Raw genomic sequence first — 23040 nt, forward strand, 5'->3', positions numbered from 1 at the left:
GGCCACCGCGACCGCCTCGGGTCTTTGGGCGCCCCCGGAGGGGCGCGGGGAACTGCGCGAGAAGCCCCACCGGAGCCGCGGACAGCAGACGGCCGACGCCGACGCCACCTCGCAGCTCAACCAGGCGGCCGGCCCCTCGCGGCTCGGCCCGGGCGGTCAGCCCTTCGTGCCGCCCGCGGTCAGGCCGGTCACCAGGTTCTTCTGCACGAGGTAGAAGAACGCGGAGACGGGGATCGCGACCAGCACGGCGGTGGCCGCCATCAGGTTGCGCTGGGCGTCGTGTTCGCTGACGAAGCTCTGCAGACCGACGGCGAAGGTGTACTTCGTGTCGGACAGCATGAACGTCGAGGCGAAGGCGACCTCCCCGAACGCGGTGATGAAGCTGTAGAACGCGGCGACCGCGAGTCCCGGCTTGGCGAGCGGCAGGATCAGCCGGGCGAAGGTGCCGAAGGGGGTGAGCCCGTCGACGCGTCCCGCCTCGTCGATCTCGAAGGGGATCGTGTCGAAGTAGCCCTTGAGCAGCCAGGCGCAGTACGGCACGGCCGTCGAGCAGTAGACGAGGATGAGGCCGAGATAGCTGTCGACGAGCCTGAGTTCCGACAGGATCTCGTACATCGGCACCATCAGGACGGCCACCGGGAACATCTGCGTGACCAGGAGCACCCACATGAACTTCCGGTAGCCCGGGAAGCGCATGCGGGAGACGGCGTAACCGGTGGTCGCCGCGATCAGCACCCCGATGACGGTGGTGCCGAGGGAGACGACAAGGGTACTGACCAGCCAGTCGAAGAACGGTGTCTCCTGGAGCACGTGCGAGTAGTTGGCAAAGGTCATTTTGCCGAAGATGCGCCCGGGATGCAGGTAATCGTCCTTGTCCGGTCCGAGGGACAGGAACACCAGCCAGGCGATGGGGAAGAGCGCGGCGAGGCTCGCCACGACGAGGATCGCGTGTGCGGCGAGGGAGCCGGCGAGGCTGTTCTCGCCGCGTCGGCGGGTCCGGCGCGGAGCGGCGGTCGTCGGCGTCGCGTCCGCCGGAGCCTTGGTCTCAACGGTGGTCGTACTCATGGGGGCTCCTGCCTCAGATCGCGAGCTGCTGCTCATCGCGGTTCAGCCAGCGGCGGTAGACGGAGGTGAAGACGATCAGGATGGCCAGCAGCAGGATGCCGTAGGCCGCCGACTGCGCGAAGTCACGTGGCTGCTGTCCGAAGCCGAGGTAGTACGCCCAGGTCACGAGGATCTGCGCCTCGGGCGCGGTGTCGCCGAACAGCAGGAAGATGACGGCGAACTGGTTGAACGTCCAGATGACGCCGAGGAGTACGACGGTGGAGCTGACCGAGCGCAGGCCCGGCAGGGTGACGTAGCGGAAGCGCTGCCAGGCGCTCGCGCCGTCCATCTCCGCCGCCTCGTACAGCGAGGAGTCGATGGACTGAAGACCGCCGAGCAGCGAGACCATCATGAACGGCACACCGCACCAGGTGTTGACCATGATCGCGGCGAACCGCTGCCAGAAGGTGTCCTCCAGCCACAGCGGGGCCGGCAGGTGCAGTGCTTCGAGGCCGGCGTTGATCACACCGCCGTCGGCGAGCATGAACCGCCAGCCGAACACGGTGACGAAGGTCGGCACGGCCCACGGCAGGACCAGGATCAGCCGGTAGAAGGTGCGGCCGCGCAGCTTCTGGTTGAGCAGCAGCGCGAGGCCGAGCCCGATGACGTAGTGCAGGGCGACGCAGAGCGCCGTCCAGACGATCGTCCAGATGAAGTGCGACCAGAAGCGGTCGTACGACGTCGGGCCCCACAGGATGTCGGCGTAGTTGTCGAGGCCGATGAACTCGTAGGTCGCCTCGATGCGGTTGGCGCCGATGGTGCGCGCCGAGTTGAGGCTGTTGGCGTTGGTGAGGGTGAGGTAGAAGCCGCGCGCCAGCGGATACAGCACCAGGACGCCGAGCACGACGACCACCGGGGCGATCATCGCGTACGCGTACCAGTACCGCTGGTACGACTGCTTCAGACGCGACAGCGGGCCCGGGCGCCCGCCCGGTTCACCTCGGCGCTTGCCGGTCGCTCGGTCGATGGCGACTGTCATCGTTCGACACCTTCTGGAAGATCACGGGAAGATCGGGGGCCGGGCCTGCTGGAGGGCCGGGCCGCTCGACGGCCCGGCCCCCAGGGATCACTTGCTGTAGTCCGGGACCAGCTTGGCGATCGCGGTCTCCGCGTTGCCCAGGCCCTTGTCCAGGGACTCCTTGCCACCGGCGATCGCAAGCAGCTCGGTCTCCAGCGGGCCCCACAGGGAGCTGTACTCGGGCAGCTCGGGGCGCGGCTGGGCGGCGGCGAGCACGGTCTGGTAGCCGGCGATGCCCGGGTCGGCCTTCACCTCGGCGGTGTAGGCGTCGTCGCGCGTGGGCAGCGTGGAGTTCTTCAGGGCGATGGTCTCCTGGGACTTCGCCGAGGTCATGAAGTTGATGAACTTCAGCGACGCCTCCTGGTGCGCCTTGTCCGAGCCGGCGTAGACGGAGAGGTTGTGGCCGCCGGTCGGGGCGCCCGCCTTGCCGCTGGAGCCGGCCGGGACGGTGGCGATGCCCAGGTTGGCCTTGTCCTTGAACGCCGTGCCCTTGTAGAAGTTCGTGATCTCCCACGGGCCCTGGACGATCGAGGCGACCTTGCCGTTGACGAAGGCGTCCTGGATGTGGGCGTAGGCGTCGGCGGTGGTGTCCGCCTTGTGCAGGCCCTTGCCGTCGAAGAGGTCCAGCCAGGTGCCGTACGCCTTCTTCGCCTCGGCGGAGTTCACGGTGATCTTCTTGGCGGCGACGTCGACGGTGTCGGTGCCCTCGCCGTAGAGGAAGGACTGGGCGTAGTAGGCCTGGGTGGAGCCCCAGTAGCCGTCGACGCCGGTCTTCTTCTTGATCGTGGCGGCGGCCTTCTTCAGGTCGTCCCAGCTCTTCGGGGCCTCGGCGATGCCGGCCTTCTCGAAGAGCTCCTTGTTGTAGACCAGCGCGAGAGTGTCGGTGACGAACGGGACGCCGTAGGTCTTGCCGTCGTACTGGGCCTGCTTGATCAGGCTGGGCTGGAACTTGTCCTCGTCCTTGAGGGCCTCGGTGCCGTCCAGCGGCAGGAAGAAGCCCTTCTTCGCGAAGGCGGGGGTCCAGCCGACCTCGGAGCGCAGGATGTCCGGCGCGCCCGTGGCGCCGGCGGCGGTGTCGAACTTGTTCTGCGCCTGGTCGAACGGCACGTTGACGTACTTGACCTTGATGTCCTTGTTGGCGGCCTCGAACTCCTTGACCAAGGCCTTGTACGTCGGCGCCTCATTGGTGGCGTTGGAGGTGTCCCACCAGGTGATGGTGACCGGACCGTCGGCCGAGTCGCCGCTGTCACTTCCGCCGCAGGCCGTCGCCGTGAGGGCGATCGACGCCACCAACGCGGTGGCCGCTATGCCACGCCGCATGAGATCTCCTTGAGGGTGAAAGCCCGTGTGCTGGGCGGAGGGCCCCGTCCGCCGCTCCTGCCGAGTTCCGGCCGCGCCATCGCCGCCGCCGGGCGAGGCCGAACGTAACAGCGTTGTAAGCGCGACGAAAGACCTTGCTGCAAAAAATTGCAACGGAGGGGGATGGTTACCGGCCCGTGACTTGTGCTCGACCTGGCCGAAACCTGACATCGGGGCCGCTCAGCGGGGGTTCACCGGGCTGTGCAAGACTCTGCAAGCTCTTGCCACCACTGGCGGTGGCGGCCATCATCACCCTGTCAGCGCCTTGCGAAGGTCACCTCCTTCCGCAAGCGGGCGCCCCCACGGACACCGACCAGAATCACGAGGGACCGCGATGACGCAGCAGCCCGCAGTGGGCCGCATCCCCGCCCGCCCCCGACGCCGGGCCGGTGTGCAAGCGCAGGTCCGGCCGGTACAGTCCAGTCCTGTGACCACACGGCTTGCCGACATCGCAGCCCAGGCGGGGGTCAGCGAGGCGACTGTCAGCCGCGTCCTGAACGGGAAGCCGGGCGTCGCCGCGACCACTCGCCAGTCCGTCCTGGCCGCCCTCGACGTGCTGGGCTACGAGCGGCCGGTCCGGCTGCGGCAGCGCAGCGCGGGCCTGGTGGGCCTCATAACCCCGGAGCTGGAGAACCCCATATTCCCGGCCCTGGCGCAGGTCATCGGCCAGGCGCTGACCCGGCAGGGGTACACGCCGGTGCTCGCCACCCAGACCCCCGGCGGGTCCACGGAGGACGAGCTGACGGAGATGCTGGTCGACCGGGGGGTCGCCGGCATCATCTTCGTCTCCGGTCTGCACGCCGACACCTCGGCCGACATGCAGCGCTACGAGCAGCTCCGCGCCCAGGGTGTGCCGTTCGTCCTCGTGGACGGTTTCTCGCCGAAGGTGCAGGCCCCCTTCATCTCGCCGGACGACCGGGCGGCGATGGCCCTGGCGGTGACCCATCTGGTGTCGCTGGGGCACACCCGGATAGGTCTGGCGCTCGGCCCCAAGCGCTTCGTGCCGGTCCAGCGCAAGATCGAGGGCTTCGTCCGCACGATGCAGGACCAGCTGGGGCTCGCCGCCGCGACCGTGGAGTCCGAGTTCGTCCAGCACTCCCTCTACACGCTGGAGGGCGGCCAGGCGGCGGCCATGGCGCTCATCGACCGGGACTGCACGGCGGTGGTGTGCGCGAGCGACATGATGGCGCTCGGCGCGATCAGGGCGGCCCGGCAGCGGGGGCTGGAGGTCCCGGACGACGTCTCGGTCGTCGGCTTCGACGACTCCCCGCTGATCGCCTTCACCGACCCGCCGCTGACGACCGTCCGCAAGCCGGTCCCGGCGATGGGGCAGGCGGCTGTGCGTACGTTGCTGGAGGAGATCGGTGGGACTCCGGCGCCGCACAGTGAGTTCGTGTTCATGCCGGAACTGGTGGTGCGGGGGTCGACCGCCTCGGCGCCCGGGGACAGGTCTCGTACCTGAGAGGGAGACATGGGGGGACGATGCGGTACGTACGGAGGAGAAGGCTCTCGGCACTACCCCGACGAACGTGCGTGACGAACCCGACCAGAGGATGATCGGTGGGGTACCGGATTTCTGGCAGACTCTGTGCCCATGGGTGAAACGACCGTGACGACACTGGAGGAAGGCCGGGAGCAGGCCGCTCCGCGGTCCGTCACGGGTGCGTCGGAGCAGAGGTTCCTGCATCGGCTGAGGGTTCCGCGAAGGCCTCGTCTCTGGTTCGAGATCCTGCTGATCGCGGTGAGTTACTGGACGTACTCACTGATCCGCAACGCGGTCCCCGAGCAGAAGACGCAGGCGCTGGAGAACGCCGACTGGATCTGGAGGATGGAGCACCACCTCGGGATCGCGGTCGAGGAGACGATCAATCACTCCGTGAACTCGGTGACATGGCTGATCGTCGGCATGAACTACTACTACGCGACCCTGCACTTCATCGTCACGCTCGGTGTCCTCGTGTGGATCTACCGTAGTCATCCGGGGCGTTACGCGGCGACACGTCTGGTCCTCTTCGCCACCACCGCCGTGGCCCTCGTCGGCTACTACTTCTACCCGCTGGCCCCGCCCCGCCTGATGACCGGCGAGAACTTCATCGACACCGTCGTCGTCCACCAGACGTGGGGGTCCATGGCCTCGGGCGACCTGAAGAACATGTCGAACCAGTACGCGGCGATGCCGTCCATGCACATCGGGTGGTCGCTGTGGTGCGGGCTCACGATCTTCGCGCTGGCGTCGGTGCCGTGGGTGCGGGTGCTGGGCCTGCTCTATCCCACGCTGACGCTCGTCGTCATCGTCGCCACCGCCAACCACTTCTGGCTGGACGCGGTCGGCGGCATGATCTGCCTGGCCTTCGGCTACACCGTGGCCCGCGTCTGGTACGGAGCCCTGCCGTACGCCCTCCCGCGCCAGGTGACGGGCGGCAGCCGGGAACCGGAGCTGGAACCGGTCAAGGCGTAGCGCCGGCGACCGGGACCACCGCTCGGCGGGATCGGGAGTCCGAGGTGTGGGCCGCTTCCCGCAGCGCTCCGACGAACGTCCGCAGGGCGGGCTGTGGCGGAGCCGTCTCGCGTACGGCCGCGTGGATGGAGCGGCGGGGTTCCGGGCCCGTGAAGCGGCGTACGACGACGTCGGGGTGGGTGCTGCCGAGGCCGAGGCGGGGGATGAGACCGACGCCGAGACCCGCGGCGACGAAGCCCTGCGCGGTCGCGTAGTCCTCGCTCTCCACCACGAACCGGGGCCTGAAGCCGGCCTCGGCGCACGCCTCCAGCTGGGCGTCCAGGCAGGGCCCCGGCCATTCGCTGCCGACCCACGGCTCGTCGGCCAGATCGGCCAGCGTGAGCTCGTGCCGCTCGGCGAGGGGGTGCGCGGCAGGCAGTACGGCGAAGTAGGTGTCGTCGAGCAGGTGCAGCAGCCGTACGCCGTCGGGGTCGGCGCCGCGCGGCCGGACGACGAGCGCGAGGTCGGCCCGCCCCTCCCTGACCGCCGGAAGCGGATCGTCGGGGTCGATGAGCTTCAGCTCGATGCGGACACCGGGGTGCTCGGCGCGCAGCCGGGCGACGGCGGGGGCCACCAGGGAGGCGCCGGCCGTGGCGAAGTACCGCACGGCCAGCCGCCCCGTGCGCCCGGCCCGCAGATCGGCCAGCGCGGCCTCCGCCTCCGCGACCTGCCGCCCGATCGCGCCCGCGTACTCGGTGAGCAGCAGCCCGGCCTCCGTGGGCCGCACCCCTCGCCCGACCCGCTCCAGCAGGGCGATCCCGGCCTCCTTCTCCAGCGCCGCGATCTGCTGGCTGATCGCGGACGGGGTGTAGCCGAGGGCGGCCGCGGCGGCCGTCACCGAGCCGCTGGTCACCACAGTCCTGAGCACCTGCATCCGCCGCACATCCATCATGCAGCTCAGCTTAAAGGTCCATGCAGCATTCTTCGCTTGTCCTTACGCATCCGGTGGCCGAGCGTAGTGCACATGCCTCTCGCGTCCACGCTCCGTATGGCCCTCCTCGCCCTCCTGTGGGGCTCGGGCTTCCTCTGGATCAAACTCGCCCTCAACCACGGCCTGTCCCCGCTCCAGATCACGGTGGCGCGCTGCGCGCTGGGCGCGGCGGTCCTGCTGGCCCTCGCCCTGGCCGCCCGCCAGCGACTGCCGCGCGACGGGCGGACCTGGGCCCATCTCCTGGTCGCCGCCTTCTTCTGCAACGCCCTGCCGTTCGCGCTCTTCGGCGTCGGCGAGCAGACCGTCGACTCGGGCACGGCGGGCGTCCTCAACGCGACGACCCCGCTGTGGGCCCTGCTCCTCGGCCTCGTCCTCGGAACGGACCGTCCTCTCTCCCCCGCCCGCCTCACCGGCCTCTTCCTGGGCTTCGCCGGGGTTCTGCTGATCTTCGCGCCCTGGCAGCGGGCGGGGCTGATGACCGGGGGCGCGCTCGCGCTGCTCGGGGCGGCCGTCAGCTACGCGGTGGCCTTCGCGTACATGGGCCGCCACCTGACGGGCCGCGACGCCCCGCTCGCCGTCTCCGCCGCGCAGCTGCTGACGGCGACGGGGTGGGCGGCGGCCGGGTGGGCGACGACGGGGTGGACGGCGGACACCGGGCCCGCCGGGAGCGCCGGCCCGGCCGGGGTCGATGCGACCGCCGTGCTCGCGGTGGTCGTCCTCGGGATCTTCGGGACCGGGGTCACCTTCTACCTCAACTACCGCCTGATCGCGGACGAGGGAGCGACGAACGCGGCGACGGTCGGCTATCTGCTGCCGGTGGTGTCGGTCGCCCTCGGAGCCCTGTTCCTCGACGAGCGGGTGGGGCCCCGGGTGATCGCCGGGATGGTGGTGGTACTGGCGGGGGTCGCCCTGACCAGGCCGCGACGCGCCGCCGTGGCCGCCCGCGACGAGGGCGCCGACCTCACCCCCCGTAGAACAACTCCTCCACCACGCCCCGAGCCCGTCGGGTGATCCGGCGGTAGTCGTCGAGCATGTCGCCCACATGGCCGGGCCCGTACCCCAAGTACCGTCCCACGGCGGCGAGTTCACGGCCGTGGGACGGGAACGTGTCGCCCGCGCGGCCCCGTACGAGCATCACGGCGTTGCGGACGCGGGTGGCCAGCACCCAGGCCTCGTCCAGGGTGGCCGCGTCCTCGGCGCTCACCAGGCCGGCGTCGCGGGCGGCGGCCAGGGCCTCGCGGGTGCGGGTCGTGCGGAGGCCCGCCTCACGGTGGCCGTGCTGAAGCTGGAGGAGCTGGACGGTCCACTCGACGTCGGAGAGACCGCCGCGACCGAGCTTGGTGTGCAGGGTCGGATCGGCACCGCGCGGCAACCGCTCCGACTCCATACGGGCCTTGATGCGCCGGATCTCGCGCACGGCGTCGTCGCCGAGCCCGTCCGCCGGATAACGGAGCGGATCGACGAGGTCGAGAAAGCGGCGGCCCAACTCCGCGTCCCCGGCGACCGGTTCGGCGCGCAGCAGCGCCTGCGACTCCCACACCAGCGACCACCGGCGGTAGTAGGCCTCGTACGACTTCAGCGTCCGGACGAGCGGGCCGGTCTTGCCCTCGGGGCGCAGGTCCGCGTCGATGAGGAGGGGCGGGTCGGCACTCGGCAGCTGGAGCAGACGGCGCATCTCGGAGACGACCGCGTTCGCCGCGCGGGCCGCCTCCTGTTCGTCGGCGCCCTCCTGCGGCTCGTGGACGAACAGCACGTCGGCGTCGGAGCCGTAGCCCAGTTCGTGGCCGCCGAAGCGGCCCATCCCGATCACCGCGAAGCGGGTGGGGAGGGTGTCGCCCCAGCCCTCGCGGACCACGGCGCGCAGGGTGCCCACGAGGGTCGCGGCCGTGAGGTCGGAGACCGCGCCGCCGACGAGGTCCACCAGGGCGCCCTGGTCGGCAGTCACCGGGGACGCCTCGGTGCCGTAGGAGCCGACGATGTCCATGGCGGCCGTACGGAACAGTTCCCGGCGGCGGACGCCGCGCGCGGCCGTCACACCCTGCTGGGCCCCGTCGGCCCGGCCCACGGCGGCGAGGATCTCCTGTTCCAGGTGGGCGCGTTCCCGGGGATCGAGACCACCGGCGCCACCGGCGACCCCGTCCCCGTCGCCGAGGAGGGAGACCGCCTCGGGGGCGCGCATGAGGAGGTCGGGGGCCAGACGTCCCGCGGAGAGGACGCGCGCCAGGTTCTCCGCCGCCGCGCCCTCGTCACGCAACAGCCGTAGGTACCACGGGGTCCGGCCGAGCGCGTCCGAGACCTTGCGGAAGTTGAGCAGGCCCGCGTCGGGGTCGGCGGAGTCGGCGAACCAGCCCAACAGGACGGGCAGCAGCGTGCGTTGGATGGCGGCCTTGCGGGAGACGCCGGAGGCCAGGGCCTCCAGGTGGCGCAGCGCCGAGGCCGGGTCGGCGTAGCCGAGGGCGACGAGCCGTTCGCGGGCCGCGTCGGCGCTCAACCTGGTCTCGCCGGGGGCGAGTTGGGCGACGGCGTCGAGGAGCGGGCGGTAGAAGAGCTTCTCGTGCAGCCGTCGTACGACGGCCGCGTGGCGCCGCCACTCGCGGTTCAGGTCGGCGATCGGATCGGTGCGCAGACCGAGTGAGCGGCCGATGCGCCGCAGGTCGTCGTCGCCCTCGGGGACGAGGTGGGTGCGGCGCAGCCGGTAGAGCTGGATGCGGTGCTCCATGGACCGCAGGAAGCGGTAGGCGGCGTCGAGCTGGGCCGCGTCCGCCCGGCCCACGTACCCGCCGGCGGCCAGCGCGCCCAGCGCGTCGAGGGTGGTCCCGCTGCGCAGGGAGGTGTCCGCGCGTCCGTGCACGAGCTGCAGCATCTGCACGGCGAACTCGACGTCACGCAACCCGCCGGGACCGAGCTTGAGTTGGCGGTCCACCTCGGCGGGCGGGATGTTCTCGACCACGCGGCGCCGCATGCTCTGCACGTCGGTGACGAAGTTCTCCCGCTCGGCCGCCTTCCAGACGAGCGGTTCGAGCGCGGCGATGTACGCCTCGCCCAGTTCCAGGTCTCCCGCGACCGGCCGGGCCTTCAGCAGTGCCTGGAACTCCCAGGTCTTCGCCCACCGTTGGTAGTACGCCAGATGGCTGCTGAGGGTCCGCACGAGCGGGCCGTTGCGCCCCTCCGGCCGCAGATTGGCGTCGACCGGCCAGATGCTGCCCTCGACGGTCGTCTCGGAGCAGACCCGCATCATGTGCGAGGCGAGCCGGGTGGCGGCCCGGATCGCCTTCTGCTCGTCGGCGCCGTCCGCCGTCTCCCCGACGAAGATGACGTCGACGTCGGAGACGTAGTTGAGTTCGTGGCCGCCGCACTTGCCCATCGCGATCACCGCGAGCCGGCACAGCGCCGCGTCCTCCGGCGCGGCCGCGCGGGCGATCGCGAGGGCGGCACGCAGTGTGGCGGTGGCGAGGTCGGCGAGCTCGGCGGCGGTCTGGGCGACGTCCGTCGTGCCGCAGACGTCACGGGCGGCGATGGAGAGCAGGCAGCGGCGGTAGGCGACCCGGAGGGAGACGGGGTCGGTGGCCTCCGCGAGCCCCCGCTCGAACTCCTCGACGCCCGGGTGCAGATCGCGCGGCTCGTACGTCACCAGCGCCTGCCAGTCCTGCGCGTGCCGGGCCAGATGGTCACCGAGCGCGGCGGACGCGCCGAGCACCCCCAGCAGCCGGTCCCGCAGCGGCTTGGCCGCTATCAACGTGTCCAGCACCGCCCGTCGGGCCGTACGGTCCGGTTGCGCCTCCAGCAGCCGTACGAGGCCCAGCAGCGCGAGGTTCGGGTCGGCGGTCGCCCCGAGCGCGTCCAGCAGGACCGGGTCGCCCCGTACGGCCGACAGTTCCTCGCTGTCCAGCAGGCGCTCGGCGGCGGCGGCGTCGGTGAAACCGTGCCGCAGCAGTCGCGAGAACGTGCTGCTCCTGCGCCCCGGCGCCGTCATCCCAGGCCTCCCGTCGGATCAAGCCCACTCGTCCACTCGTCCGCCCACCCGATCGCCCGACTCCACCGATCAAGGCCGTACGGGCACGAGCCTAACCGGAGTGCGTCAAGGAAGCGCCGGTCGGCCGGGGGCGTCAGCCGGATTGGTGGGGGTTGGGGGCGGGAGGCCGGCGGCGTGGGGCCGGACGGGGTCGCGGACCGGCGCCCTCCGCCCGGACCGGCGCCCTCCGCCCGGACCGGCGCCGGTCCGGACCGGTGCCGCCGCCCGGACCGGTGCCGCCGCCCGGACCGGTGCCGCCGTCCGAACCGGTGTGACCGTCCGAACCGGTGTGACCGTCCGGACCGGCGTCGCCGCCCAGACCGGTGCCCCACCCGTTCCGGTGCCAGCCGCCCACCGGTGCCCCGTCCGAACCGGAGCAGCCGCCCGGATCAGTGTCGCCCGCCCCGACCGGTGTCCCCGGCCGAACCCGTCTGGCTGTCCGGACCGGCGTCGCCGCCCAGACCGGTGTCGCCCGTCCTGACCGACGTTTCGCCCGTCCGAACCGGTGTGGCCGTCCGAACCGGCGTCGCCCGCCCCGACCGGTGTCGCCGTCCCGACCGGCCTCATTCGCCATGTTCACGATTACTCTGCGGATGTGGTCGGCGAAGAGGGTGGGGAGGGTGCCGCGGGGCGCCCTTCGTGGGGTTCGGTGATGTCCTCGGAGCCGGTGGTGAGCACGGTGCTGCTGGAGCTCGTCGGTCTCGGCGTCGCCGGGCTCGGCGCGCTGGTGGGGTGGCCCTTCGGCTGGCTGCCCGATCCCGCCCTCGTCGCAACGATCGTCGGCATGGCCGCGTTCGGGCCCGCCGTCGAGCGGTACCGCGCGGCCCGTCCACCGCGTGGGCGTGCGGTCGCCGCCGCGTTCCTGACGCTGGCGGCGGTGGCCCTGGCGGTGGCCGGCGCGGTGAACTGGGCCCTCCCCCCGGCGGCCGACCAGGGCATCGGACTCGTCGTCGGCTACCTCGTCGCCATGCCGGCCGCCGTCGCCGTGCTGGCGCGGCGGCTCGGCACGGTGGACGGGGGCTGAGCTTCCGGAAAGTGCGGCCGTTTTCGGCTCTTCGACGTACGCGACGGTCGTTTTCGGCACCGCGCGCGGCGGGCTTTCGTCTTCTCGGTGGCGCCCGGCACGGTTTTCGGCTTCGGTGAGGGGGAGCCGTACGGCCGGACCGGACACGGTGGCGATTCGGCTGAGGCGAAGAGTCAAAGGCGACTTGGAGGAGCAGGGATGCAGTACACGCTCGAAGTGATTCCGCTGCCCGTGAGCGACATCGACCGGGCCCGGGACTTCTACCGGGACAAGGTCGGTTTCCACGTCGACATCGACCAGGAGGTCATGCCGGGCATGCGGATCGTGCAGCTGACTCCCCCGGGCTCCGGCTGTTCGATCGCCCTCGGTGACGCCATCTGGGACATGGCCCAGGGCGAGACCAAGCCGACCCCAGGCTCCTACCAGGGCCTGCAGCTCTGCGTCGCCGACATCAAGGCCGCCCACGCCGAGCTCCGCGAACGTGGCCTCGATGTCTCCGACCCCGTCCAGTACACCCCCGACGACGGCGCCACCTTCATGTACTTCAAGGACCCGGACGGCAACGGCTGGTCGATCCAGGAGTACCGGCGCAGGGCCACGGAGCCGCTGCACCAGGTGCTGGCGGAGCTGGCGGAGCGGCAGTAGCCCGGCCGCGGCCGGGCGGGGATATTCGCTCGCGGCCGCCGCCCGGCGGCCGGCAGGGTGCCGGGCATGGCTGCCCCGTACGAGATCCGTGCCGACCACGACGCTCGCACGATCGTGGTGTACCAGGCGTACGCACCCGCGATCGCCGACGCGGCACTGCGTGCGGGCCGGTTCGTCGAGCCGTTCTCGTTCCGTCGGATGACGTGGATCAAGCCGTCGTTCCTGTGGTTGATGCACCGCAGCAACTGGGCCCGCAAGCCCGGCCAGGAGCGGGTGCTCGCGGTACGGATCACCCGTGAGGGGTGGGAGGAGGCGCTGTCGCGGGCCGTGCTGACGACGGCGGACCCGGCGGCGGTGGCCCGGGCCGACGTCCACGTCCAGTGGGACCCGGAGCGCTCGGCGCGCGGGGCCGCGCTGAACCACTACAGCATTCAGGTGGGCGTCGGCCGCCATCTGATCCGGACCTTCACCGACGAGTGGGTCGTCGGCCTCACGGACCTCACCCCTCAGGTCCGCAAGGCGGCCGCCCTGATGCAGTCCGGGCAGACCGCGAAGGCCCAGCGCCTGTTCCCGTCCGAACGCGTCTACCCGCTGCCCCCGGCGCTGGACGGCCTCCGCACTCCGCGCTCCGGGACGAGCCGCCTCCCGAACCGGTGAGCGGTGGCGTCGCACGCGAGCGGCCGCGAGCCGGGGCTCGCCCGTACGGCACGCGGTCGGCGTCCGGCGGCCGTACTGTCGGATGCGTCACCGAGGAGGCTCCTGATGCGCAGCGTGACCTATTCGATGAACGTGTCCCTGGACGGCTACATCGTCGGGCCGGACGGCAGTTTCGACTGGCCGGGGTTCGACGAGGAGATCTTCCGCTTCTGGATCGACGAGATCCGGGACGTCGGCGTCCACCTGATGGGACGGCGGCTGTACGAGACGATGCTGTACTGGGAGACCGCCGCCCAGGACCCCTCGCTCGGCGAGGCGGAGCGGGAGTGGGTCGCGCTCTGGAACCCGCTGCCGAAGGTGGTGTTCTCCAGGACGCTGTCGGCGGTGGAGGGCCGGGCCCGCCTGGCCTCCGGCAGCGTGGCGGAGGAGATCGAGCGGTTGCGGGCCGAGCCGGGAGAGGGCGAGATCGCGATCGGCGGCGCGACGCTCGCCGCCCAGGCGTCCGACGCGGGTCTGATCGACGAGTACCGGGCCATGGTCTACCCGGTGCTGGTCGGCGGCGGCACCCCCTTCTTCCCCCGCAACGAACACCGGCTGGACCTCGAACTCGTCGAGACCCGCACCTTCGCTTCGAAGGTCGCCTACCTCCGCCACCGAGTGACCCGCTAGCGGCGCCTCACCAGCAGGGGCCGACGGTCCACGACCGTCGGCCCCACGTGCCGTAACAGCGGGAGACCCGCTCCGACCTGCGGTTACAGCACCGGCAGGTTCTTCCGCAGCTCGAACGCGGTCACCTCGGAGCGGTACTCCTCCCACTCCTGGCGCTTGTTGCGCAAGAAGAAGTCGAAGACGTGTTCGCCGAGGGTTTCGGCGACGAGGTCGCTGCGTTCCATGAGGGAGAGCGCCTCGCCGAGGTTCTGCGGGAGCGGCTCGATGCCCATGGCGCGGCGCTCGGCGTCCGAGAGGGCCCAGACGTCGTCCTCGGCGCCCGGCGGCAGCTCGTAGCCCTCCTCGATGCCCTTGAGGCCGGCGGCCAGCAGCATGGCGTAGGCGAGGTAGGGGTTCGCGCCGGAGTCCAGGGAGCGGACCTCGACCCGTGCCGAGCCCGTCTTGCCGGGCTTGTACATGGGGACGCGGACCAGGGCGGAGCGGTTGTTGTGGCCCCAGCAGATGTACGAGGGGGCCTCGCCGCCGGCGCCCGCCGTGCGCTCGGAGCCGCCCCAGATGCGCTTGTAGGAGTTGACCCACTGGTTGGTCACGGCGGCGATCTCGGCGGCGTGCTTCAGCAGGCCCGCGATGAAGGAGCGGCCGACCTTGGAGAGCTGGTACTCCGCGCCGGACTCGTAGAACGCGTTCCGGTCGCCCTCGAAGAGGGAGAGGTGGGTGTGCATGCCCGAGCCCGGGTGCTCTGAGAACGGCTTCGGCATGAAGGTCGCCTGGACGCCCTGCTCCAGCGCCACCTGCTTCATGACCAGGCGGAACGTCATGATGTTGTCGGCCGTGGAGAGCGCGTCGGCGTAGCGGAGGTCGATCTCCTGCTGGCCGGGCGCGCCCTCGTGGTGGGAGAACTCGACCGAGATGCCCATGGACTCCAGCATGGTGATCGCCTGGCGGCGGAAGTCCATGCCGACGTTCTGCGGGGTGTGGTCGAAGTAGCCCGAGTTGTCGGCCGGGGTCGGACGGGAGCCGTCGACCGGCTTGTCCTTCAGCAGGAAGAACTCGATCTCGGGGTGGGTGTAGAAGGTGAAGCCCAGGTCGGAGGCCTTGGCCAAAGACCGCTTCAGGACGTAGCGGGGGTCCGCGAAGGACGGGGAGCCGTCCGGCATGAGGATGTCGCAGAACATCCGGGCGGTGCCGGGGGCCTCCGCGCGCCACGGCAGGACCTGGAAGGTCGACGGGTCCGGCTTTGCGATCATGTCGGACTCGTACACCCGGGCGAAGCCCTCGATGGCCGAGCCGTCGAAGCCGATGCCCTCGTCAAACGCCTGTTCCAACTCGGCGGGGGCCACGGCAACGGACTTCAGGAAGCCCAGGACGTCCGTGAACCACAGGCGTACGAAACGGATGTCGCGCTCCTCCAACGTCCGGAGCACGAACTCCTGCTGCTTGTCCATCTTCCGCTTCCACCCATTCCTTGCTGGTCAGGCCCTCTTGCTCCCGAGCCACGGGAGGCGGTCGGGCACCTGAGCATCCCACCACAACACCATTTCGTGCGCGTTGCGCACCTTGATCGACAGAGCGACCTCCAGGAGAACGCCCGGCGTACGGCAGGTGTACCGCCCGCTGTGCCGCCCAACCGCTCTGCCGCCCATCTTGCCTGCTCGCGCCGACATCCGTAACGCCCACGTGGACGGACATCCGCCGGGCGTCCGTCACGCCTGCCCCGAAAGCCGGGCGGCATCCGTGGCCGAGGGGCAGCATGGGAGACGGGATCCCTCGTTTACGAGAGGGAGCGGATCAAATTACGATCAGTCGATCCGACCGTCCCATCCGACCCATCCCCCACTAAGGACACATCCCATGGCCGCCAAGACCAACAGCAGCGGGGACCGCAAGGCGCGCATCGAGGCGATGCGCCGTGCCGAGCGCTCCCGTGAGCGCCGGAACCGCATCCTCACGATCGGCGCCAGCGTGCTGATAGTCGCCGGCCTCGTCGTGGGCGGGACGGTCCTGATCCGCTCGCAGTCCGACGACAACGGCGGCGACAGCGTGGCCAGTGACTCCAAGTCGAACGGCAAGTGGGAGACCGGCTCGGACGGCGTGAAGACCTGGAGCACCAAGCTCAGCCAGAACCACGTCACCAAGTCCGTGACGTACCCGATGGAGCCCCCGGTGGGCGGCGACCACAACCCGGTCTGGCAGAACTGCAACGGCGACGTCTACGACAAGGCGATCAAGAACGAGAACGCCGTGCACTCCCTGGAGCACGGCGCGGTCTGGGTCTCGTACAACAGCAAGGCCTCCGAGGCCGACGTGAAGGCGCTCGCGGAGAAGGTCAAGAAGACGCCGTACACGCTGATGAGCCCGGTCGAGGACCAGAAGGACCCGATCATGCTCAGCGCGTGGGGCCACCAGCGCACGGTGACCAGCGCGAAGGACCCGAACGTCGACAAGTTCCTCGAGACCTACGTCCAGGGCGAGCAGACGCCCGAGCCGGGTGCCGCCTGCACCAACGGCGTCTCCTGACGGCCGCGGGCGACGGACGAGTGACGACTGACGACAGCGGCTCCGGTACTGGTACTGGTACTGGTACTGGTACTGGTACTGGTACTGGTACTGGTACTGGCACAGTGGGAAGCATGAAGCACATCGGTTGGATCGCCTCCGGGGCCGCGGCGGTGCTCGTCGCGGCCGGGGCGATCACGTACGCGGTCGCCGACGGGGACGAGTCCGGGCTGAAGGCCCCCGCCGCCGACTCCGCCGACGCGGGGTTCGCCCGGGACATGGCCGTCCACCACCAGCAGGCCGTCGAGATGTCGTACATCGTGCGCGACCGGACGGACGACGAGGAGGTCCGGCGGCTCGCGTACGACATCGCGCAGACGCAGGCCAACCAGCGCGGCATGATGATCGGCTGGCTGGACCTCTGGGGTCTGCCGAAGGTGTCGTCCGAGAAGCCGATGGCCTGGATGGGCATGGGCGACATGGCCTCCGGCGAGGACGGCTCGCTGATGCCGGGGATGGCGACGAACGCGGAGATGGACAAGCTCGGCAAGCTGAACGGCAAGCAGGCCGAGATCTTCTTCCTCCAGTTGATGACCGACCACCACAAGGGCGGCATCCACATGGCGGAGGGCTGTGTCTCCAAGTGCACGGTCGGCGTCGAGAAGAAGCTCGCCCAGGGCATGGTGAACGGCCAGGAGTCCGAGATCTCCTTGATGACGCGCATGCTGAAGGAGCGGGGCGCCGCGCCGCGTTCCTGACGCCGGTAGACCGCGGCTGGGGTGTGGCGCTTCGAACGTGGGGCGGCCCACACCCCATAGCGTCGCTCTGACGATTACACTGGGCGCGTGCCTCAACTTCGTCTCGCTTTGAATCAGATCGACTCGACGGTCGGCGACATCGCCGGGAACGCCGAGGCGGTGGTCCGCTGGACCCGGCACTCCGCCGAGCAGGGAGCGCATCTCGTGGCGTTCCCCGAGATGGTGCTGACCGGATACCCCGTCGAGGACCTGGCGCTGCGCGGCTCCTTCGTGGAGGCGTCCCGCGCCGCGCTGAGAGCGCTCGCCGCGCGGCTCGCCGAGGAGGGCTTCGGGGAGCTGCCGGTGATCGTCGGCTACCTCGACCGTTCCGAGTCCGCCGCGCCGAAGTACGGCCAGCCGGCGGGCGCCCCGCGCAATGCCGGCGCGGTGCTGCACCGGGGCGAGGTGGCGCTCACCTACGCCAAGCACCACCTCCCCAACTACGGCGTCTTCGACGAGTTCCGCTACTTCGTGCCCGGCGACACCATGCCGGTGCTGCGGCTCCACGGCGTCGACATCGCCCTCGCCATCTGCGAGGACCTCTGGCAGGACGGTGGCCGCGTCCCGGCCGCCCGGTCCGCCGGAGCCGGGCTGCTGCTCTCCATCAACGCCTCGCCGTACGAGCGCGACAAGGACGACACCCGGCTCGAACTGGTGCGCAAGCGGGCCCAGGAGGCCGGTTGCACGACCGCGTACCTGGCGATGATCGGCGGCCAGGACGAGCTGGTCTTCGACGGTGACTCCATCGTCGTCGACAGGCACGGCGAAGTGGTCGCGCGGGCGCCGCAGTTCGCGGAGGGGTGCGTGGTCCTGGACCTGGACCTCCCGGCGGCGGCCGCCGAACCGGTCACGGGCGTCGTGGACGACGGGCTGCGCATCGACCGGCTCGTGATTTCCGAGGAGCCGCTGCCCGCCTATGAGCCGGAGCTGGCCGGCGGGTACGCGGAGCGCCTCGACGACGACGAGGAGGTGTACTCGGCGCTGGTGGTGGGCCTGCGGGCGTACGCCGCGAAGAACGGCTTCTCGTCCGTCCTGATCGGGCTCTCCGGCGGTATCGACTCGGCGCTCGTCGCGGCGATCGCGTGCGACGCGCTGGGCGCGCAGAACGTGTACGGCGTGTCCATGCCGTCGAAGTACTCGTCGGACCACTCCAAGGGCGACGCGGCGGAGCTGGCCCGGCGGACGGGCCTGAACTTCCGTACGATCCCGATCGAGCCGATGTTCGACGCCTACATGTCGTCGACCGAGCTGACGGGGCTGGCCGAGGAGAACCTCCAGTCGCGGCTGCGCGGCACGCTGTTGATGGCGATCTCCAACCAGGAGGGCCATATCGTCCTCGCGCCCGGCAACAAGTCGGAGCTGGCAGTGGGGTATTCGACGCTGTACGGCGACTCGGTGGGCGCGTACGGCCCCATCAAGGACGTGTACAAGACGTCGATCTTCCGCCTCGCGGAGTGGCGCAACCGGGCCGCGCAGGAGCGGGGCCAGACCCCGCCGATCCCGGAGAACTCCATCTCCAAGCCGCCGAGCGCGGAACTCCGCCCGGGTCAGGTCGACACGGACTCCCTCCCGGACTACCCGGTCCTGGACGCGATCCTCGCGCTGTACGTCGACCGCGACCAGGGCGCCGACGCGATCGTGGCCGCCGGCTTCGACCGGGACCTGGTCGTCAAGACGCTGCGCATGGTCGACACCGCCGAGTACAAGCGCCGCCAGTACCCGCCGGGCACGAAGATCTCCCCCAAGGGCTTCGGCAAGGACCGCCGGCTCCCGATCACGAACAGGTGGCGCGAGCAGGCGTAGACGCCGGGCGGAGGCCTGGGGGCGGCGTCTTCTCAGGCCTCAGGGCCCCTCAGGCCTCAGTGCCCCTCAAGCCTCCGGGTCGCGCAGGCCGACGCAGTCGAAGGCCCAGAACACGTCCGAGTAGACGAAGGTGCCCGTCATCCACGGCTCGTGGGCGGACAGACGGGCGACCTGGAACGCGACTTCGGGGATGCGCAGCGACGGCGAGCGGAAGCCCGCCGCCACGGCGCCCTCGAAGCCGCGCGCGCCGTAGTAGTGCGGCGACCCCTCCAGGAACACAAGCGGCACTTCCTGGGCGTCCGCCGCCGCGAGGGCGTGCGCGACGAGCCGGGTGCCGATGCCCTGACGCTGGAACTCCGGGAGCACGCCCAGCGGCGACAGGGTCAGCACGTCCACGATCCGACGCGGGGCGTCCAGGCGCCCCGCGCTCAGCAGGACGTGTCCGACAACCCGGTCGTCCACGGTGGCGACGAACGACATCGGCGCCGACGGTGCCTCCGCGACGCGCAGTGCCTCCACGAGCCCGGGGATCCGCTCGTCGTCACCGAAGGCGCGCGCATGGACCTCGCGCACCCCTCGGTGATCGTCTGCGGTCTCCTGCCTGATCACCGGCCCCGCACCGCTCGAAGCGAACGGCGGCCGGTCGGACGTGTCGTGTGCGGTCATGGCCGCGAGCGTAGATCCTGAAGCGGCAGACGGGCGAGGCGATTACGCCCCCACCCGCACCGTCTCCGACTCCCCCGGCACATGGGACGCCACCACGCGGCCGCGGTGCGGGGCGGGGGTGGGTGTCCGGCGGGTGTCGACGGCGTAGGACACCGCCGCGACCGCCAGGCCGATCAGGGCGAGGGCCGCGCCCGCGGTCGCCGGGGCCGTCGTGCCGAGGCCGGCGGTCAGGGCGAGGCCGCCGATCCAGGCGCCGCCGGCGTTGGCGAGGTTGAAGGCGGCCTGGTTGGCGGAGGAGGCGAGGGAGGGGGCGGCGGAGGCCTTCTCCATGACCATCAGCTGCAGGGGCGATCCGGTGGCGAAGGCCGCGACTCCGAGGAGGAGGACGGCGAGGGCGGCGCTCCACTGCGTGGCCATGAGGACCGGGAAGAGGGCCAGGACGAGGATCAGGGACGCCAGGCCGCCGAAGAGGGTGCCGCGCAGGGAGTGGTCGGCGAGGCGCCCGCCGGCCAGGTTGCCGATGGTCGCGCCGACCCCGAACAGCGCGAGCAGCAGGGTCACGCTGGTCTCGGCGTACCCGGCGGATTCCGTGAGCATCGGCGTGATGTAGCTGTAGGCGGAGAACAGGGCGCCGAAGCCGGCGACGGTGGTGCCGAGGGCGAGCCAGACGGGCAGGGAGCGCAGGGCGCCCAGTTCGCCGCGCAGGCCGGCGGACGGGGCTTCCGCCCGGTCGTCCGGCAGCAGGAGGGCGAGGGAGGCGATGGCGGCGAGGCCGATCGCGCTGACGCCGAGGAAGGTGATCCGCCAGCCGAAGTGCTGGCCCACGAGGGTCGCGGCCGGGACTCCGGCGACGTTGGCGATCGTCAGGCCCAGGAACATCAGCGAGACCGAGCGGGCCTTGCGTTCCGGCGCCACGAGGCCGGTCGCGACGACCGCGCCGACGCCGAAGAAGGCGCCGTGCGGCAGACCGCTGAGGAAGCGGGCGGCGAGCAGCCAGTGCTCGTCGGGGGCGAGCGCGGAGAGCGCGTTGCCGGCGACGAAGAGGAGCATCAGCCCGATCAGGACCTTGCGGCGGGGCATCCGGGCGGTGGCGGCGGCGAGCAGCGGGGCGCCGATGACGACGCCGAGCGCGTACGCGGAGACGAGGTGGCCGGCGGCGGGGATCGTGATGCCGAGGTCGGCGGCGACCTCGGGGAGGAGACCCATGATGACGAACTCGGTCGTGCCGATTCCGAAGGCGCCTACGGCGAGAGCGAGCAGGGCCAAAGGCATGACGAGGAGACCTTTCGAAGGGTGCGGTAGGACAGGGGGAGGGAAAGGAAGGAATCGGTTCCGTTCCATCGTATGTTCATTGACGGAACAAACTCGAACCGGTGGCCTATTCCCCTGTTCCGCTCCCCCGCCCCACCTGCGCCCTCAGCCTCCGGACGTGTCGATCGTCACCCGTGCCGCCACCGGCAGATGGTCGCTGCCGGTCTCCGGCAGGGTCCAGGACGCCCTGGGTTCCATGCCGCGCACCATGATCTGGTCGATCCGGGCCATCGGGAACGACGCCGGCCAGCTGAAGCCGAAGCCGCTGCCCGCGGCGCCCTGGGTGGAGCGCATCTGGGCGGTGACGGCGTTCAGGGCGCGGTCGTTCATGGTGCCGTTGAGGTCGCCGAGGAGGACGACCTGCTGGATCGGCTCGTCGGCAATGGCCTCGCCCAGGGCGTCGGCACTCTTGTCGCGCTGGCGGGCGGTGAACCCGGCCTCCAGCTTCACCCGCACCGAGGGGAGATGGGCGACGTAGACGGCGACGGGCCCGTCCGGTGCCGCCACCGTCGAACGCATCGCGCGCTCCCAGCCGAGCTTGATGTCGACGGCCTTGGTGTCGCTCATCCGGTACTTGCTCCAGAGCCCGACCGTGCCGACGACCTCGTGGTACGGGTACGTCGCCGCGAGCGCCTTCTCGTACACCGGCACCGCGTTCTCGGTGAGTTCCTCCAGCGCCACCACGTCCGCGCCGGAGGCGGCGACCTCGCGGGCCGTGCCGGACGGGTCGGCGTTGTCCGCGTTGACGTTGTGGGTGACGACAGCGAGGTCGCCGCCGCCGCCGGTCTTGCTGGTGACGAGTCCGCCGAAGATGTTCAGCCAGACGACCGTGGGCAAGAGGAGCGCGATGAGCGCCGTCGCCGATTTGCGGACCAGGGCGAGGATCAGCAGCAGCGGGATCGCGAGACCGAACCAGGGCAGGAACGTCTCGGTCAGACTGCCCAGGTTGCCCACGGTGTTGGGGACCTGGGCGTGCAACACCATCACCAGGGCGACGAGAACCGCGAGGACCGCGACGACGACGCCGCGCCGCCAGATCCGCCGGTCTCCTCTCCATCCGCCGAAGAGGCGGCCGAACAGGCGCCGGAACCGGGATTGTTCGCGGCCCTGCCCGGTGCCGCCGCCGCCCGTCTCCGTCATGTACGCCTGCGCCATACCGTCGCCTCACTGCCTGCCGTGCACTTCTTCCCCCCGCGCTCTCAAAACCCTAGGGGATGATCGCCTTCGTTCCCGCCGTCACCGGGCGGTCGTACGGGCGCAAGGACGCACAACCCGCTGTTCGGAGTTCCGAACCGCCGGACAGGCCCCGACGTCTGTAACGAAACGCGCACATCACTGTGACTCACTTCGCAGGCTGCCGGCGGTCAGTCAGGAGGGCGGAGCCCTTCGAGGACCGTGTCGACGATCCTCTCCGCGAGGTCCTCGGGGAGAGGGGCGTCCGGGCGCATGACGGTGCGGACCAGCATGGGGCCGAAGACCAGGTCGCCGACGAGGTCGATGTCCACGTCCGGCCGGAGTTCGCCGTTGTCCCGGCCCCGGCGCAGGACGTCGGCGAGGGCCCGGCGGCGGGGGGCGACGACGTCCGCGTGGTAGGCGTCCCAGATCTTGGGGCTGCTCTTCATCTGGGCGATGACGTTGTGCAGGATCGCCGAGGGCCGGTTGAGCAGCCCGCGCCGGCGTGCCGCCTCCAGGAAGACGACCAGGTCGTCGCGCATCGAGGTGCCGGGCAGCACCGGGTCCGGGGGTTCGGCGGCGCGCAGTACGTCGACGAAGAGGGCCTCCTTGCCGCTCCAGCGGCGGTAGATGGTCGCCTTGCCGACACCGGCGGTGCGCGCCACCCGCTCGATCGACAACTCCGCGAGCGGCACCCCGTCTTCGAGGAGTCTCATCACGCCCTCGATGATGGACCGCTCCACGGCCTCGCTGCGGGGCCGCCCGCGTACGGGCCTCCCGTCCCGGACCCGCCCGTCTCCGGCGTGGCTCTCGGCGAGGCTCAAGGTCGACTCCGTCTCTCGTGTGCTGGGCCGACGCACTCGTGGCCGGTTCGACCC

At 70.9% G+C, this 23040-nt stretch carries 20 protein-coding genes; 10 read left to right on the forward strand and 10 right to left on the reverse strand.

The features are described from left to right. Positions 1-156: 156 nt before the first annotated feature. From PUR53_RS45685 to PUR53_RS45695, 3 genes are all read right to left on the reverse strand, one after another. The gene (locus PUR53_RS45685) at positions 157-1065 is read right to left on the reverse strand and encodes a sugar ABC transporter permease (protein WP_329912399.1); all 909 of its coding nucleotides are present in this window, start codon (positions 1063-1065) and stop codon (positions 157-159) included. 13 nt (positions 1066-1078) lie between these two features. Then, positions 1079-2083: a carbohydrate ABC transporter permease gene (locus tag PUR53_RS45690; protein WP_329912400.1), complete on the reverse strand. Its 1005-nt coding sequence runs from the start codon at positions 2081-2083 to the stop codon at positions 1079-1081. 87 nt (positions 2084-2170) lie between these two features. Next, entirely contained in the window at positions 2171-3442 is a 1272-nt protein-coding gene (locus PUR53_RS45695; protein ID WP_329912401.1) for an extracellular solute-binding protein, read from the reverse strand. 466 nt (positions 3443-3908) lie between these two features. Here PUR53_RS45695 and PUR53_RS45700 point away from each other — a divergent pair, with 466 nt between their 5' ends. Both PUR53_RS45700 and PUR53_RS45705 read left to right on the forward strand, forming a co-directional pair. Further along, positions 3909-4943, forward strand: a complete 1035-nt coding sequence (locus PUR53_RS45700; RefSeq protein ID WP_329912402.1) for a LacI family DNA-binding transcriptional regulator — start codon at positions 3909-3911, stop codon at positions 4941-4943. Between the two features lie 132 nt (positions 4944-5075). Next, positions 5076-5939, forward strand: coding sequence for a phosphatase PAP2 family protein (locus tag PUR53_RS45705; protein WP_329912403.1), 864 nt, complete (start codon positions 5076-5078; stop codon positions 5937-5939). On the opposite strand, the gene PUR53_RS45710 is transcribed toward PUR53_RS45705, so the two are convergent. Further along, entirely contained in the window at positions 5929-6870 is a 942-nt protein-coding gene (locus PUR53_RS45710; protein WP_329912404.1) for a LysR family transcriptional regulator, read from the reverse strand. The two genes, PUR53_RS45705 and PUR53_RS45710, sit on opposite strands and share 11 nt — an antisense overlap. 72 nt (positions 6871-6942) lie before the next feature. Here PUR53_RS45710 and PUR53_RS45715 point away from each other — a divergent pair, with 72 nt between their 5' ends. After that, positions 6943-7920 carry a DMT family transporter gene (locus PUR53_RS45715; protein ID WP_329912405.1) on the forward strand — a complete coding sequence of 326 codons (978 nt, stop codon included), beginning with the start codon at positions 6943-6945 and terminating at the stop codon, positions 7918-7920. Here the strand turns inward: PUR53_RS45715 and PUR53_RS45720 are convergent. After that, positions 7871-10882: a bifunctional [glutamine synthetase] adenylyltransferase/[glutamine synthetase]-adenylyl-L-tyrosine phosphorylase gene (locus PUR53_RS45720; RefSeq protein WP_329912406.1), complete on the reverse strand. Its 3012-nt coding sequence runs from the start codon at positions 10880-10882 to the stop codon at positions 7871-7873. The genes PUR53_RS45715 and PUR53_RS45720 overlap by 50 nt on opposite strands. A 691-nt stretch (positions 10883-11573) precedes the next feature. Here PUR53_RS45720 and PUR53_RS45725 point away from each other — a divergent pair. The 4 genes from PUR53_RS45725 to PUR53_RS45740 all read left to right on the forward strand — a co-directional run bounded on the left by PUR53_RS45725 (position 11574) and on the right by PUR53_RS45740 (position 13916). Next, positions 11574-11945 carry a hypothetical protein gene (locus tag PUR53_RS45725; RefSeq protein ID WP_329901184.1) on the forward strand — a complete coding sequence of 124 codons (372 nt, stop codon included), beginning with the start codon at positions 11574-11576 and terminating at the stop codon, positions 11943-11945. A gap of 198 nt (positions 11946-12143) precedes the next feature. Next, on the forward strand, positions 12144-12590 hold the full coding sequence (locus tag PUR53_RS45730; RefSeq protein ID WP_329901183.1) for a VOC family protein: 447 nt from the start codon (positions 12144-12146) through the stop codon (positions 12588-12590). Between the two features lie 66 nt (positions 12591-12656). Next, positions 12657-13247 (forward strand): DUF4291 domain-containing protein, encoded by a 591-nt coding sequence (locus PUR53_RS45735; RefSeq protein ID WP_329901182.1) that lies wholly within the window; start codon positions 12657-12659, stop codon positions 13245-13247. 105 nt (positions 13248-13352) lie between these two features. Then, entirely contained in the window at positions 13353-13916 is a 564-nt protein-coding gene (locus tag PUR53_RS45740) for a dihydrofolate reductase family protein (RefSeq protein WP_329901181.1), read from the forward strand. Positions 13917-13999: 83 nt separating this feature from the next. Here the strand turns inward: PUR53_RS45740 and glnA are convergent, their stop codons facing one another. Then, positions 14000-15361 (reverse strand): type I glutamate--ammonia ligase, encoded by a 1362-nt coding sequence (glnA, locus tag PUR53_RS45745; protein WP_239753628.1) that lies wholly within the window; start codon positions 15359-15361, stop codon positions 14000-14002. Positions 15362-15767: 406 nt separating this feature from the next. Here glnA and PUR53_RS45750 point away from each other — a divergent pair, with 406 nt between their 5' ends. The 3 genes from PUR53_RS45750 to PUR53_RS45760 all read left to right on the forward strand — a co-directional run bounded on the left by PUR53_RS45750 (position 15768) and on the right by PUR53_RS45760 (position 19012). After that, positions 15768-16433 carry a DUF3105 domain-containing protein gene (locus PUR53_RS45750; protein ID WP_329901180.1) on the forward strand — a complete coding sequence of 222 codons (666 nt, stop codon included), beginning with the start codon at positions 15768-15770 and terminating at the stop codon, positions 16431-16433. 113 nt (positions 16434-16546) lie between these two features. After that, entirely contained in the window at positions 16547-17170 is a 624-nt protein-coding gene (locus tag PUR53_RS45755; RefSeq protein WP_329901179.1) for a DUF305 domain-containing protein, read from the forward strand. An 87-nt stretch (positions 17171-17257) separates the two neighbouring features. Further along, positions 17258-19012 carry an NAD+ synthase gene (locus PUR53_RS45760; protein ID WP_329912407.1) on the forward strand — a complete coding sequence of 585 codons (1755 nt, stop codon included), beginning with the start codon at positions 17258-17260 and terminating at the stop codon, positions 19010-19012. A 66-nt stretch (positions 19013-19078) separates the two neighbouring features. On the opposite strand, the gene PUR53_RS45765 is transcribed toward PUR53_RS45760, so the two are convergent. The 4 genes from PUR53_RS45765 to PUR53_RS45780 form a co-directional block, all read right to left on the reverse strand. Beyond that, a complete protein-coding gene (locus PUR53_RS45765; protein WP_443080442.1) occupies positions 19079-19678 on the reverse strand; it encodes a GNAT family N-acetyltransferase in 600 nt (199 codons plus the stop codon). Positions 19679-19720: 42 nt separating this feature from the next. Then, positions 19721-20950 carry an MFS transporter gene (locus PUR53_RS45770; protein ID WP_329901177.1) on the reverse strand — a complete coding sequence of 410 codons (1230 nt, stop codon included), beginning with the start codon at positions 20948-20950 and terminating at the stop codon, positions 19721-19723. A gap of 144 nt (positions 20951-21094) precedes the next feature. Beyond that, positions 21095-22144 (reverse strand): endonuclease/exonuclease/phosphatase family protein, encoded by a 1050-nt coding sequence (locus PUR53_RS45775; RefSeq protein ID WP_329901176.1) that lies wholly within the window; start codon positions 22142-22144, stop codon positions 21095-21097. Between the two features lie 209 nt (positions 22145-22353). Beyond that, on the reverse strand, positions 22354-22986 hold the full coding sequence (locus PUR53_RS45780) for a TetR/AcrR family transcriptional regulator (RefSeq protein WP_329901175.1): 633 nt from the start codon (positions 22984-22986) through the stop codon (positions 22354-22356). Positions 22987-23040 lie beyond the last annotated feature (54 nt).

Origin of the sequence: Streptomyces sp. SP18BB07 (assembly GCF_036322545.1) — a bacterium.
Classification (GTDB): Bacteria; Actinomycetota; Actinomycetes; order Streptomycetales; family Streptomycetaceae; genus Streptomyces; species Streptomyces deccanensis.